The 12,884-nt window shown below is 64.3% G+C and carries 11 protein-coding genes; all 11 read right to left on the reverse strand.

What is annotated here, in order from left to right; all coding sequences use genetic code 11:
• The 11 genes from N8A98_RS17300 to N8A98_RS17350 all read right to left on the reverse strand — a co-directional run bounded on the left by N8A98_RS17300 (nucleotide 1) and on the right by N8A98_RS17350 (nucleotide 12,866).
• Nucleotides 1–1,383 carry a M20/M25/M40 family metallo-hydrolase gene (locus N8A98_RS17300; protein WP_262167130.1) on the reverse strand — a complete coding sequence of 461 codons (1,383 nt, stop codon included), beginning with the start codon at nucleotides 1,381–1,383 and terminating at the stop codon, nucleotides 1–3.
• Nucleotides 1,380–2,705, reverse strand: a complete 1,326-nt coding sequence (locus tag N8A98_RS17305) for an amidohydrolase family protein (RefSeq protein ID WP_262167132.1) — start codon at nucleotides 2,703–2,705, stop codon at nucleotides 1,380–1,382. The genes N8A98_RS17300 and N8A98_RS17305 overlap by 4 nt, the downstream gene beginning before the upstream one ends.
• Before the next feature lie 7 nt (nucleotides 2,706–2,712).
• On the reverse strand, nucleotides 2,713–3,780 hold the full coding sequence (locus tag N8A98_RS17310) for an ABC transporter ATP-binding protein (RefSeq protein WP_262167134.1): 1,068 nt from the start codon (nucleotides 3,778–3,780) through the stop codon (nucleotides 2,713–2,715).
• A gap of 7 nt (nucleotides 3,781–3,787) precedes the next feature.
• Nucleotides 3,788–4,576, reverse strand: a complete 789-nt coding sequence (locus N8A98_RS17315; RefSeq protein ID WP_390888780.1) for an ABC transporter permease — start codon at nucleotides 4,574–4,576, stop codon at nucleotides 3,788–3,790.
• Nucleotides 4,576–5,400 carry an ABC transporter permease gene (locus tag N8A98_RS17320; RefSeq protein ID WP_262167136.1) on the reverse strand — a complete coding sequence of 275 codons (825 nt, stop codon included), beginning with the start codon at nucleotides 5,398–5,400 and terminating at the stop codon, nucleotides 4,576–4,578. The genes N8A98_RS17315 and N8A98_RS17320 overlap by 1 nt, the downstream gene beginning before the upstream one ends.
• 215 nt (nucleotides 5,401–5,615) lie before the next feature.
• Complete coding sequence (locus N8A98_RS17325) at nucleotides 5,616–6,656, reverse strand: ABC transporter substrate-binding protein (RefSeq protein WP_262167138.1); 1,041 nt, start codon at nucleotides 6,654–6,656, stop codon at nucleotides 5,616–5,618.
• Nucleotides 6,657–6,805: 149 nt separating this feature from the next.
• Nucleotides 6,806–8,158 carry a guanine deaminase gene (guaD, locus tag N8A98_RS17330; RefSeq protein WP_262167140.1) on the reverse strand — a complete coding sequence of 451 codons (1,353 nt, stop codon included), beginning with the start codon at nucleotides 8,156–8,158 and terminating at the stop codon, nucleotides 6,806–6,808.
• Complete coding sequence (locus N8A98_RS17335) at nucleotides 8,155–9,105, reverse strand: ABC transporter permease (protein ID WP_262167142.1); 951 nt, start codon at nucleotides 9,103–9,105, stop codon at nucleotides 8,155–8,157. The genes guaD and N8A98_RS17335 overlap by 4 nt, the downstream gene beginning before the upstream one ends.
• Nucleotides 9,102–10,217, reverse strand: a complete 1,116-nt coding sequence (locus N8A98_RS17340; protein WP_262167144.1) for an ABC transporter permease — start codon at nucleotides 10,215–10,217, stop codon at nucleotides 9,102–9,104. The genes N8A98_RS17335 and N8A98_RS17340 overlap by 4 nt, the downstream gene beginning before the upstream one ends.
• Complete coding sequence (locus N8A98_RS17345) at nucleotides 10,214–11,758, reverse strand: ABC transporter ATP-binding protein (RefSeq protein ID WP_262167146.1); 1,545 nt, start codon at nucleotides 11,756–11,758, stop codon at nucleotides 10,214–10,216. Before N8A98_RS17345 ends, N8A98_RS17340 begins: the two co-directional genes overlap by 4 nt.
• Before the next feature lie 58 nt (nucleotides 11,759–11,816).
• Nucleotides 11,817–12,866 (reverse strand): BMP family lipoprotein, encoded by a 1,050-nt coding sequence (locus tag N8A98_RS17350; protein ID WP_262167148.1) that lies wholly within the window; start codon nucleotides 12,864–12,866, stop codon nucleotides 11,817–11,819.
• Nucleotides 12,867–12,884 lie beyond the last annotated feature (18 nt).

Genomic DNA, 12,884 nt, shown 5'->3' on the forward strand with positions numbered 1-12,884 from the left:
CTACTCCTTGAAGGCGTGGAGGATGCGCACCCAGGAGCGGATGCCTTTGTGGAAGCTCGACAGGTCGTATTTCTCGTTGGGCGAGTGGATGCGGTTGTCGAAGCGGGCAAAGCCGATCAGCATGGAATCCATGCCGAGGCGCTTCTTGAATTCGCCCAGAATGGGGATGGAGCCGCCGGTGCCGGCCAGGGCGGTTTCGCGGTTCCATTCGGCGGTGAGGGCGGCGCGGGCCTTGGTGTGCAGGGGGCCATCGAGATCCATGATCTGGGCGGGCGCGGCGGCATAGGCCTTGAAGGTGACGCTGCAATCAGCCGGTAGCAGATCGGTTACGAATTGGCGGAACAGGGCGCGGATACGGTCGGGGTCCTGGCCCGCGACGAGGCGGAAGCTGAGCTTGGCGCTGGCCTGGGCGGGGATGACGGTTTTGAAGCCATCGCCGGTATAGCCGCTCCACACGCCGTTGATTTCGCAGGTGGGGTGGGCCCAGACCTGTTCGAGTACTGAGCGGCCGGTTTCCCCGGCGGGGACGGAAAGGCCGACATCGGCGAGGAACTTTTCGGCGTCGAAGGGCAGGCGGTTCCATTGGTCGATTATGGCGGCGGGAACCTCCTGCACGCCATCGTAGAAGCCGGGAATGGCGACCGCGCCGTCGTCGCTACGCAGCTTGCCGATAACGGTGCCGATGAGCTGGGCGGCATTGCGGGCGGCGCTGCCGAACATGCCGGAATGCAGGTCCCGGTCACCCGCCGTGATGGTGAATTCCTCGCTGACAAAGCCGCGCCACATGGTGGTAATGGCGGGGGTGTCATGGTCCCACATGTCGGTGTCGCAGACCAGGATCGTATCGGCCTTGAGGTCCTCGGCGTTGGCCTCGAGGAACGGCCCGAGCGAGGGGCTGCCGGCTTCTTCCTCGCCTTCAAACAGCATGGAAATGCGGATCGGTAGCGTGCCGGTTACTGCTTTATAGGCGCGGCAGGCTTCGATGAAGGTCAGCAATTGGCCTTTGTCGTCGGAGGCGCCGCGGCCCAGGATGAAGGTTTCGCCGTCCGCTTGCGGGGCGAGGGAAGGCTCGAAGGGCGGTGTGGTCCAGAGGGCGAGTGGATCGACGGGCTGGACGTCGTAATGACCGTAGAACAGGACATGGGGGCCGGCGATTTTGGGGCCGTGGCCGACGACCATGGGGTGACCCGCCGTGTCGCGGACCGAGGCGTCAAAGCCCATGCCGGCCAATTCGCCCGCCAGCCATTCGGCAGCGCGGCGGCAGTCGTCCTTGTAATGGGGTTCGGTGGAGACCGAGGGGATGCGGATCAGCTCGAAGAGGCGGCTTAGGCTATCATCGAGATTGGCATCGACGGCGTCGAGAATGGCGGTGAGTTCGGTCATCGTGCAGCCTCGTCGATGCGGGTCATTTCGGTCTTGAATTGGGTGGCGATCTGCATGGCGTCGCGCAGGGTCTTGTGGGGATCAAGCGTCTGCACCTGCCGGTTGCGCATCAGCCAGCGGCCGGCGACCATAGTGTCGGTGACGTCGCTTGGCATGGCGGCGAAAACCAGCATGGAATAGGCGTCGTAAATCGGATGCAGGCGTGGGGCGGCGAGGCTGATGCGGATCAGGTCGGCCTGTTTGCCGGTTTCGAGCGAGCCGGTTTTCAGATTGAGGCTGAGGGCGCGGGCGCCTTCGATCGTCGCCATGCGGACGACATCGAGAGCGGGCAGCGGCTTGCGGGAGCCGCCGAGCAGTTTGGCGAACATGGAGACGGGGGCGAATTGGCTGAACAGGTCCAGCGTGTTGCCGCTCATGGCGCCGTCGCTGCCGATCCCGGTCGGGATGCCGGCATTGCGCAGCTTTTCGACCGGGGCGACGCCGCGGCCGGCCTTGCCATTGGAGCGCGGATTGGTGACGGCGCAGACCTGGGCTTCGGACATCATAGTGATGTCGGCGTCGTCCAGTTGCAGGCAATGGGCGCAGATCAGGTTTGGTTTGAGCAGGCCGGCATCGCGGGTGACGGCGACGGTGGACTGATTGTGAGTGTCGCGGGCCCAGGCGACTTCCAGCGTGCTTTCGGCCAGATGCATCTGGACGGGCACGTCGGGATGGTCGGCGGACCAGCGGGCGACGCGCTCCATGACCTTGAGGCCAGTGGAATAGGGGGCATGGGGGGCGATGGAGGGGGTGACGAGCTTGTGGCCGGCGAATTCATCGACCAGTTCCTCGACACGGGCAAAGCCCTGGTCGAAATCCTTGTGGTCGGGCGGGTCGAAATCGGCCAGCGTCTGGCCGACAATGGCGCGCAGGCCCGATTGGGCGGCGACGCGGCCGACGTCGGTTTCGAAATAATACATGTCGGCGACGGTGGTGACGCCACCCTGGATCATTTCCAGCGCCGAGAGGGCCGAGCCGGCACGGACCATTTCGCGGGTGACGAATTTGCGCTCGAGCGGGAGGATGTAGCGATAGAGGCGGTCATCCACGTCTTCGCCCAGGCCCCGGAACACTGACATGCCCATGTGGCAATGGGCGTTGACCATGCCGGGCATGACGATATCGCCGTTGCAGTCCACGATTTCGGCGTTTTCCACGGTGGGCGGGGTGCCGGAGCCGAGGGCGGTGATGGTGTCGCCGTCGATCTGCAGCCAGCCCGGGCGATGCTCAGTGAGGGCGTCGTCGAGGGTGAGCAGCCAGGCATTGGTCAGGATGGTGGTCACGATACCATCACGCCGCCGGTTCCGGGGCCAGGATCGTGCATTGCTCCGCGACCGGCACCAGCTTTGCCGTGGCACCGGTTTCGAGCGGCCGGGTCAGGGGACCGTTGGCCACCAGGGGACCGGCTGGGGTTTCGCATTGGTATTGGTAGGCGCGGCCCAGATAGGTGCGCAGGCCCAGCGTCGTTGGGATGCCATCGGTGCCCGTGTCGGTGACGGCCAGGCCATCGGCCCGGCAGGCGAGGATGAAGCTATTGGGGATGGGGCCGAAATCGTCCTGGCTCAGGGTGAGCTTGGCGCCGCCGGTCATTTGGGCGGTGACTGTGGCGCCGTCGCGGGCGGTGACGCTCATGGGGATCAGGTTTTCGAAGCCGACGAAGCGGGCGACGAAGGCGTTGGCGGGGCGCTGGTAAAGCACTTCGGGGGTGTCGAGTTGCATGACGCGACCGGCATGCATGATGGCGACGCGGTCCGAGATCGAGAAGGCTTCTTCCTGATCGTGGGTGACATAGACCGAAGTGGTGCCATTGGCCTGTTGCAGCTTGCGGATTTCCACCCGCATGTCGACACGCAGCTTGGCGTCGAGATTGGACAGGGGCTCATCGAACATCAGCAGCGGCGGCTCGATGACGAGGGCCCGGGCGAGGGCGACGCGCTGCTTCTGGCCGCCGGAGAGGGCGCCGGGGAGGCGTTCGGCCAGGTGGGCGAGGCCCACGCGTTCGAGCATGGCGGTGACGCGCTTGGTCTTAGCATCGCCGGAAATGCCGCGTTGCTTGAGGCCGAAGGCGACGTTTTCGGCGACGCTCAGATGGGGGAACAGCGCATAGCTCTGGAAGACCAGGCCGATATTGCGCTGGTGAGCGGGCAGGCGGGTGAGATCCTTGCCGCCCAGCTCGATCTTGCCAGAGGTGGGTTCGAGGAAGCCCGCGACGAGGCGCAGGGTCGTGGTCTTGCCGCAGCCGGAGGCGCCGAGCAGGGAGACGAGTTCGCCTTCGGCAATTTCCAGCGACAGGTCTTCGAGGACTTTGGTGGAGCCGTAATGCGCCGTGATGTTTTGAATCGAGAGGTTTTGGGTCACAGCTGGCTCACTTGGCAAGGAAGGTCAGGCCCAGGGTGCGCTCGACAATGGCCATGACGGCCACGGTGAGCGCCATGAGCAGCACCGAGACCGACGCGACGGTCGGATCGAAGAACTGCTCCATATGGGCGAGAATCTGGATGGGGAGGGTGGAAATGCCGGGGCCCGTCAGGAAGATCGAGATCGACACGTCGTTGATCGAGGTGATGAACGACAGGATGAAGGCCGCGATGACGCCGGAGCGCACATTGGGCAGGAGGATGGTGAAGAAGGTTTTGAGCGGGGGCGAGCCGAGGCTGATCGCGGCCTCCTCAATGGAGAAATCGAACGAGGCGAGTGAGGCGCTGATGACGCGGACCACATAGGGCAGCACGAGCAGGGAGTGGCCGACGACCAAAGAGAGGTAGATGGGCGCGTTGAACTGCACGGCGACGTTTTTGAGCAGGGAGAAGCCCAGCACCAGTTCGGGCACCAGAATGGGCAGCACGAAGAGCGTCGAGAGCCAGCCGGGGAGCTGGACGCGGTAGCGGTTGAGTGCGTAGGCGGCCGGGATGCCGATCAGCAGCGCGATGAAGGTCGAGAGAAACGCGATCTGCAGGCTGGTGATGATGGTGCGGCGGAAGGCCGAAATGGCAAAGATATTCTCGAACCAGCGCAGGGACAGGCCCTGCGGCGGGAAGGTGAGATAGGTCGTGTCGCTGAGGGCGGCGCCGACCACGATGATCAGCGGGCCAATGAGGAACACGAAGACCAGGGCGGTGAAGGCGATCAGGGCCGGGTGGAGTTTTGTGGTCATCAGACGGCCATGGGGTTGAGGCGCTTGGCCACGCGGGTCATCAGCAGCACGATGGCTATGGTGATGACGACCATGATGGCGGCGATGGTGGAGGCCGAGACCCAATCGAAGGTGACCATGGCCTGCTGATACATCAGCGTGCCCATGACCATCTGGCTTTCCCCGCCCAGCAGCTGGGGCGTGGCATAAGCGGTGAAGCTGCCGGTGAAGACCAGCACGGCGCCGACGATGAGGCCGGGAACGGCAAGCGGCAGGATGACCTGGGTGAAGGTGGCCATGGGCTTGGCGCCCAGCGAGGCGGAGGCCTGGATCAGGTCATCGGGAATGGATTCGAGCACGCCGACCAGGGTGAGCACCATGAGCGGCACGAAGAGATAGACCATGGCGACGATAACAGCGCCTTGCGTATAGAGCATGGTCATGGGCTCGGCGATGATGCCGGAGCCGACCAGCGCACTGTTGAGAATGCCGTTTTTGCCCAGGATGATCATCCAGGCGAAGGAGCGGACGACGACGCCGGTCAGCAGCGGGAAGACCGCGGCGATGATGAGAATGGATTTGAGCCAGCCGGGCGAGCGCGACACGACATAGGCGGTGATGAAGCCGATAAACAGCGCGATCACGGTGGTGATCAGCGAGACCTGAATGGTGCGCCAGAGAACGGTGCGCCGGAAGCCGCTGCCGAAAAAGCCGATATAGGGCGCAAGCGGGCCCGCCGGGGTGAGGAAGGTGGTGATGATGGTCGCGACGACCGGCAATACCAGGAAGATGACGACGGCGAGCGTCGCGGGGGAGGCAAGGCTCCATCCGGCGAAGCGTTTCATGGGTCAGGCCTTTACTGCACGCGATGCGCCAATATCCACAATGTCATTCCGGCGAAGGCCGGAATCCATCCTGAGATATTGCCAGGTCTGACATCTCAGAATGGGCCCCGGCCTGCGCCGGGGTGACATCGCGGGTATGGAGCGATCGGGGCTCTGCTTAATCGAGGCGTTTTAAAAGGCGCGGGAGGCGGATGCTACCCCTCGCGCCTTCACGATTACATGCCGAACAGTTCGTTCCAGCGGTCGATCCAGCCGCTCTTGGCGGCGTTGAGCTTGGTGTAGTCGACGCGCTGCAGGCCGGCGATCACGTCGGCGCCATAGGTCCACAGGGCGGCCTGCTCGGGCTCCAGCTTGACGGCGGTGTTGACCGGAGCATCGACGCCCTGTTCGGCCAGTTGCTGCTGGATTTCGGGGCTCAGGATGAAGTTGATGAATTGGTAGGCCAGTTCGGGCTCGGCAGCACCGGTCGGGATGTTGACGGTGTTGAGAGTGGCGATCGAGCCTTCCGACAGGTCAGCCCAGACTGTGGTCGGGACGGCGGCCTGAATCTGGGCCAGGGTGAAGTCCTGTGCGATGGCGGCGGAGATTTCGCCGGTCGAGAACAGGTTGATCATTTCCGAGCCGGTATTGTAGTTCTTGACCACGTTGGGCTTGAGTTCTTCGAGGCCCTTGAAGGCGCCATCGGCATCCGCATAGGCATCGACGCCGGCATGATCGCCGGCCTTGAGCACGACCATCGGGCCGGCCGTGGTGGTGATGCCGGGCAGCGAGAGCGAAGCGGCGAGATCAGCGCGCCACAGATCGTTCCACGAGGTGATCGGGGTGGTGACCTTGGCCGAGTCATAGACTACGCCGACGCGGCCGATGGAGTAGGCCGGGCCGTAGCCGCCTTGCGGGTCCTTCGCGAGGTCGTAGAGACCGGCCAGGTTTGGCAGCTTGGCGGGATCGATCTTCTGGAACAGGCCGGCTTCGATGCCCTGTTGGCTATAGCTATCCGAGAAATAGGCGACGTCGACGCCGGCGCCATTACGGATCTGAATCTTGTTCAGGCGCTCGCCATTATTGCCGGTTTCGAACACGATCTCGCAGTCGCACTGCGCGCGGAACGGCGCCAGGATAATGGATTCGAGCTTGTCGCCGTTAAAACCCCACCAGGAAATGGTCAGGGTTTTGGACTGGGCCATGGCCGGAGCGGCCGAGAGCAGTGCCGTCGCGGAGATCGCCAGCGCCAGGGCTTTGACGAGGGTGTTCTGCATTCTTGAGTGTTCCTTTGCATCGCAGGCTGTCGCCCAGCGATTGCTGGCCTTGACAGCCTCCCTGGACGGACAGCCTATTTTTGTGGCGTGCCGCGAGCAAGCACAAAGAATAGGCCAGAGCTTTCGTCAAGCGGTTTATTAACGCGATTTTAGCGAGTTGAGCCGGTCAGGCGCCCATCTACCCAGACCTGTTCGATATTGGCGCGGCTGGCGCCATAGAGGATTTTCTCGAAGACGGCGTCGGGCTGGGTTTCGCCGAACAGGCGGATAGAGCCGGATGGCGCTGATGTATCGATGACCAGGGCGTCAAAACGATAGCCGGGGGCGAAGATTCCGATGGGCAGATCGAGCGCTATGCCGCCGCCGGCCGTGGCCAGGTGGAAGGCGGTCTTGAGGTCGATGGCCGAGCCCGGCGTGCCGCGATTTGCCGCAGGCAAAGTTGGGTCGACGCCGTCCTGCAAGAGGCGTGAAGCCTGGACCGTGGTGCGGCACGCTTCGAACATGGAGGCGCTGGGGCCGCCGGATATGTCAGTGCCCAGGCCCACATGGAGGTGCTTTTCCAGCGCGCGTCGCAGGGGGAAGACGGCATTGGCGAAATAGATGTTGGAGAGGGCGCAATGGGCGACGGCGGATTGGCGGGCGACCAGCCGGTCCATATCGGCGTCGGTGAGGAAATTGGAATGGGCGAGGACTGACTTGCGGGTCAGAAGGCCAAAGCTATCAAGGGCTTGCGCGTCGGTGTGGCCATATCGATTCAGGACGTGGCCGTGAGCCCAGTCGCTTTCCGAGCAATGGGTCTGCACGTGGCAATCGCATTCGGCGGCGAGTTGGCCCAGGGCACTCAACGCTTCGTCGGTGCAGGAGGGGATGAAGCGCGGGGTGATGACGGGGAGGACGCGAGCATCCGCATTGGCGGGGTGGCTGCGGATGTGGTCGATCACCGCGCGGGTGCCGGCTATCGCAGCCTCGGGGGAGGCATCGCGGTAGAACTCAGGGCAGGCGGCGGGGTCGTCCATCACCACTTTGCCCACCAGGGCGCGCTGACCTTTGTCGATGCAGATGTCGGCCAAGAGCTTAGTGGCTTCGGTGTGCTGGGTGGCGAAATAGAGGGCGGTGGTGGTGCCGTTGGCGAGCAGGTCTTCGACGAGGGCGGTGTAGCGCGGGCGGGCAAAGTCGAGGTCGGCGTAGCGGGCTTCGAGCGGGAAGGTGTATTTCTGCAGCCAGACTTCGAGCGGCTCGTCGAGGGCCTGGCCGAGCTGGGGGTATTGGGGGGCGTGGACGTGGAGGTCCACGAGGCCGGGCAGGATGTAGCGGCCTTCGGGCAAGCGTAGCAGGGCGTCGCCATAGCGCGTGATGGCGGCAGGCTGGGCGGGATCGTCGGCGCCGATGACAGCGGCAATCGTGCCGGTGGCGTCGATCTCGATCAATGTGTCGGTCAGCGCTTCCAGCGCGCCCTGCTGCGGGGCGTGGAAGAAGGTGCCGAGAATGGCGCGTAGGGTCATATTTTGCTCAGAGTGCGCAATTGGCGGGCGCGCAGGGCGCGGTAGCTGAAGAGGGTCAGAGCCAAAAGGGTGATGACGAAAGGGATCATGCGGATTAGTTCGGGCGGAATCCAGTTGAACAGGCCCGGCATGACCACGGCGAGGGCTTCAAAGACGCCGAAGAGCAGGGCGGCCAAGAGCGCGCCGACGGGATGGCGGGCGCCGAGCAGGACGGCGCCGAGGGCGATGAAGCCGCGACCGGCGGTCATGTCGCGGGTGAAGCCGACATAGTTGAACATGGCCAGTTGGGCGCCGCCGAGGGCCGCAAGGCCGCCCGAGACCAGCAGGCTCCAGGTGCGGATGGCGTTGACGGGAATGCCGGCGGCTTCGGGGGCGGCGGGATATTCACCGACGCCGCGCAGCCAGAGGCCCCAGGGGGTGCGGTAGAGGAAATACCAGATAGCGAAGACCAGAAAGGCCGCGACCCAGGACAGGATCGAGTGGCCGGAGAGGAACTGGACCAGGGTGTGGCCGATGCCGGGAATGACCCCGAGAAAGGAGAGGTCGAGGGCCGGGATGGCCTTGGAGGGCAGGTTGATCGAGGTGCCCTTGTCGCCGCCGGTGGCGAGGGTGAGGGCGAAGACGGTGCCGCCTGCAGCGAAGATGTTGATGGCGAAACCGACCAGGATAATGTCGGCCTTGAGGCGCAGATGGAAGAAGGCGATGACCGCGCCGAGCAGGGCGCCGGCGGCAATGGCGGCGAGCACCGCGATGTACCAAGGGGCAAAGACCGAAACGATGACGGCGGTGAGGCAGCCGACCAGCATCATGCCTTCGAGCGCCACATTGAGCGCGCCGGAGAGATCAGCGATGAGGCCGCCCAGGGTAGCGAGCAGGAGCGGGGTGGAGGTGCGGATGACGGTGACGAAGAAGGTCGCGGAAAAGACCGTCATGAACAGTTCGATCATTTGCCCCCCTCCATGACGGCAGAGGGCGTGGCGTTGCGCCCCAGAATGCGGGCGAAGACTTTGCGGCCTGGTATTGAGAAGGACGAGGCGACCAGCAGGATGATGATTGCAGTGACCAGGCCAATGACCTCGGCGGGCACGTCGGTGCGGATATTCATCAGCTGGGCGCCCTGGCGCAGGTAGCCATAGAAGAGTGCGACGACCGGCACGGCGAGCGGGCGGCTGCGGGCGACGATGGCGACCAGGATGCCCTCAAAGGCCAGGCCCCCTTCGAACAGGATGGTGAGCTTGCCGAAGGACTGGCCCTGCACGAACATGGCGCCAAGCAGGCCGCCAAGGGCGCCGGCCACGGTCATGGCCGAGACCATGATCACGGTGGAGCGGATGCCGGAATATTCGGCGAACTGGGCGTTGTGGCCGACAAGGCGGAGTTTGAGGCCCCAGGCGGTGCGATAGAGCGCGAACCAGACGGCGAGCACGGCAACGATAGCGAAGATCAGCCCGATATCGATGCGGGTGCCAGCCACGAGGGCGGGGAAGACAGCGGTGGCAGGGAAATCATTGGTGGTGAGCACGCCGCTGCCGGGGGGCACGAGCTGGGTACGGACCAGATAATTGCACAGCTCGAGGGCGATATAGTTGAGCATCAGCGAGGAGACGATCTCGTTGGCACCCAGCTTGGCCTTGGCGATGCCGGGGATGAAGCCATAGAACCCGCCCGCGATCATGGCGCAGAGCACGCCGACGGGGATAGCCAGCCAGGTGGCGCCGATGGGGGAGAGGGCGACATAGGCAGCGGCGAGGCCTCCGACATAGACCTGGCCTTGCACGCCCATGGAGAATTGGCGGGCCTGGAAGACGAGGCTGAAGGCGAGGCCCGTAATGGTCAGCTTGGCGACGTCATCGATCCATAGGCCAATGGTGCGCGGCCGGGAGATGGGGGCGGTCAGCAGCACATTGAAGGCCTCAAGCGGGGCCTTGGAGGTGAGCAGGATGATAACAAAAGCGACGCTCAAAGCGATGAGGGCGGCGGCAAGCGCGCGGCCGGTTTCGCGGCGGATATTGGCCCAGCGGGCCTTGCGGCCGAGCACGGCCTCAGTGGTCATACTCATCGCAGGGCTCCCTGCATTTCGGCGGGGGGCTGTTTGGCGATGCCCAGCATATAGGTGCCCAGGGTTTCGGGGGTGAGATCGTCGGAGTTGAGGAAGGCGGCGACGATCTTGCCGCGATAGAGGACGACGAGGCGGTCGGCCAGCGCCAGCAGTTCGGACAGATCGGCGGAGCTGAGCAGCACGGCGGCGCCAGCGTCGCGGGCGTCGGTCAGCGAGTGCCAGATGAACTGGGTGGCGCCCAGGTCAACGCCGCGAGTGGGTTGGTTGACCAACAGTAGCTTGGGCTGTTCGGAGAGCTCGCGGGCGACCACGACCTTTTGCATATTGCCGCCTGAGAGCGTGCCGACGGCGGCGCCGGGGCCGCCGACGCGGATGGAAAAGCGCTCGATGAGCTTTTCGGCATTGGCCTTGATAGCCTTCAGATCGAGCAGGCCATTGCGGACATAGCGCTTGTCGTCCAGCCGTGTGGCGACGAGGTTTTCGGCGACGCTGGCGCCGGTGGCGAGGCCCCGCGCGAGGCGATCTTCGGGGATGCTGGCAAGGCCAGCGGCGCGGCGCTCGAGAATGGTTAGGGGGGCGAGACTCTTGCCGTTGAGATAGGCGACACCATCGGCAATGGGGCGCAGGCCCGCGACGGCTTCGAGCAATTCGGACTGGCCATTGCCCTCGACGCCGACCAGACCGACGATTTCGCCGGCATGGACGCGCAGGTTGAGGTCATCGACCAGGGTGGCGCCGCTTTCGCCGGTGACCTTGAGGGCCTTGATCTCGCAGGCGAGAGCCCCCTGATTGGCGGCGCGGTCGACGCGCAGAGCAACTTCGCGGCCGACCATCATGGTGGCGAGGCTCTTTTCGGTGACCTCGTTGGCGGCGACTTCGCTCACCGATTTGCCCGCGCGCATGACGGTGATGCGGTCCGAAATTTCGAGCACTTCAGGCAGTTTGTGAGCGATGAAGATGACGGTGCGGCCCTGGTCGACCAAGGCGCGGACGGCGACGAACAGCTCTTCGACTTCCTGCGGAGCGAGGACGGCCGTGGGCTCGTCGAGAATGAGGATGCGCGCGTCCCGGTACAGTGCCTTGAGGATCTCAACGCGCTGCTGCTGGCCGACAGGGAGTTGGCCGACCGGCGGCAGAGGATCAACGGAGAGACGGAACTTTTCGGAGAGCGCGCGCACCGCCTCGATCGCCTTTTGGCGGTCGAACCGGACGCCGGTGCGGGGCTCGGAGCCCAGCACGACATTTTCGTAAACGGAGAAGGAGGGCACCAGGGAAAAGTGCTGGAACACCATGCCGATGCCGGCGTCGATCGCCTCGCGCGGATTGGTGAAGCTGACAGGCTTACCATCGAGCAGGAGCGTGCCGCGATCGGGGCGCTCGATGCCGAAGAGGATTTTCATCAGAGTGGATTTGCCGGCGCCGTTTTCGCCAACCACGGCATGGACCTCGCCCGCATTGATGGTGAGGTTGACCCCGTTATTGGCGACAACGCCGCCCGGATAGGTCTTGCCGATGTCGATCGCTTGCAGCAGCGGGGCCATGCAGGTCGTTCCCGTAGGTGGAAGGTGGCGCCGCCCGGAGGGGCGACGCCGGAATTTGTCACTTCATTGCGGTGGCGGGGACCAGTTCGCCCGAATTGATCTTGGCTTCGAGAGCGTCGATCTCGGTGCGGACTTCGGCGGGAACGAGCTTTTCATAATAGCTGTTCTTGGAAATGCCGACCGCGCCTTCGGGCATGCCGAGCAGCACGGCCGAGCCATAGGGAGCGGTGCCGTCAATGGTCTGCTGGAGGGCGAGGAACAGGGAATCCCCGACCTTCTTTTCAACCGAGGTGAAGATGACGTCGGCCTGGGCCGGATCGGAATCGGCGAAGATTTCCGCCTGGTCGCTATCCACGCCGACGGCCAGCTTGCCGGCATCGCGCACGGCCTGCAGAGCGCCAATGCCGGTGCCGCCGGCAATCGGGAAGATTACGTCGGCACCCTGGCCGAGCTGGGCGATAGCCATTTCCTTGCCCTTGGCCGGATCGCTGAACGTGCCGGCGACGGTGTTCAGAATCTGGATATTGGGATTGGCGGCCTTGGCGCCCTCGTCAAACCCGACCTTGAAGTCGGTGACGGTGGGGAATTCCATGCCGATAATAGTGCCCAGAATGCCGGTGGTGGAGAGCTTTGCCGCTGCGAAGCCCGCGAGATAGCCAGCGGCCGAAGTCTGATATTGCAGGGCCAGCACATTCGAGCAGCAGCCGGTGGAGAAATCCGGGCTGTCGTCGAAAATGATGAACTTGGTATCGGGATAGTCGGGCGCCAGCTTGGCGACAAAGCCGGTCATGTCGAAGGTGCCGGCGATGATGACGTCATAACCGGTGTCGGTGGCATCGGCCAGAGCCGGTTCCCAGCGGCCGCGGTCATAGCCGGCTTCGATGATCTTGATCTCAACCGGCAGCTCGGCCGCAGCACGCTCTACGCCCGCTGTCGCGCTGTCGAGAAAGCTCTTGTCGCCCCGCGTGCCATGCAGCACGAGCGCGACGGTGAGCGGATTTTCTGCAGTATATTCCTGAGCCTGGGTGGCAATCGGGGCTGCTGAAGTCAGCAGGCCCGCAGCCAGCAGGAGGCCCGCCGAACGACGGGTCAGGGAACGAAACGACATGGGCGCACTCCGAGTTGG

The organism is Devosia neptuniae (assembly GCF_025452235.1).
Taxonomy (GTDB): Bacteria; Pseudomonadota; Alphaproteobacteria; order Rhizobiales; family Devosiaceae; genus Devosia.

Excerpts from the sequence above, each read along its gene's own strand:
- guaD (WP_262167140.1), bottom strand. The coding sequence starts at position 8,158 with ATGACCCTACGCGCCATTCTCGGCACCTTCTTCCACGCCCCGCAGCAG.
- N8A98_RS17350 (WP_262167148.1), bottom strand. The coding sequence starts at position 12,866 with ATGTCGTTTCGTTCCCTGACCCGTCGTTCGGCGGGCCTCCTGCTGGCT.
- N8A98_RS17320 (WP_262167136.1), bottom strand. The coding sequence starts at position 5,400 with ATGAAACGCTTCGCCGGATGGAGCCTTGCCTCCCCCGCGACGCTCGCC.
- N8A98_RS17300 (WP_262167130.1), bottom strand. The coding sequence starts at position 1,383 with ATGACCGAACTCACCGCCATTCTCGACGCCGTCGATGCCAATCTCGAT.
- N8A98_RS17325 (WP_262167138.1), bottom strand. The coding sequence starts at position 6,656 with ATGCAGAACACCCTCGTCAAAGCCCTGGCGCTGGCGATCTCCGCGACG.
- N8A98_RS17345 (WP_262167146.1), bottom strand. The coding sequence starts at position 11,758 with ATGGCCCCGCTGCTGCAAGCGATCGACATCGGCAAGACCTATCCGGGC.
- N8A98_RS17315 (WP_390888780.1), bottom strand. The coding sequence starts at position 4,576 with ATGACCACAAAACTCCACCCGGCCCTGATCGCCTTCACCGCCCTGGTC.
- N8A98_RS17340 (WP_262167144.1), bottom strand. The coding sequence starts at position 10,217 with ATGAGTATGACCACTGAGGCCGTGCTCGGCCGCAAGGCCCGCTGGGCC.
- N8A98_RS17335 (WP_262167142.1), bottom strand. The coding sequence starts at position 9,105 with ATGATCGAACTGTTCATGACGGTCTTTTCCGCGACCTTCTTCGTCACC.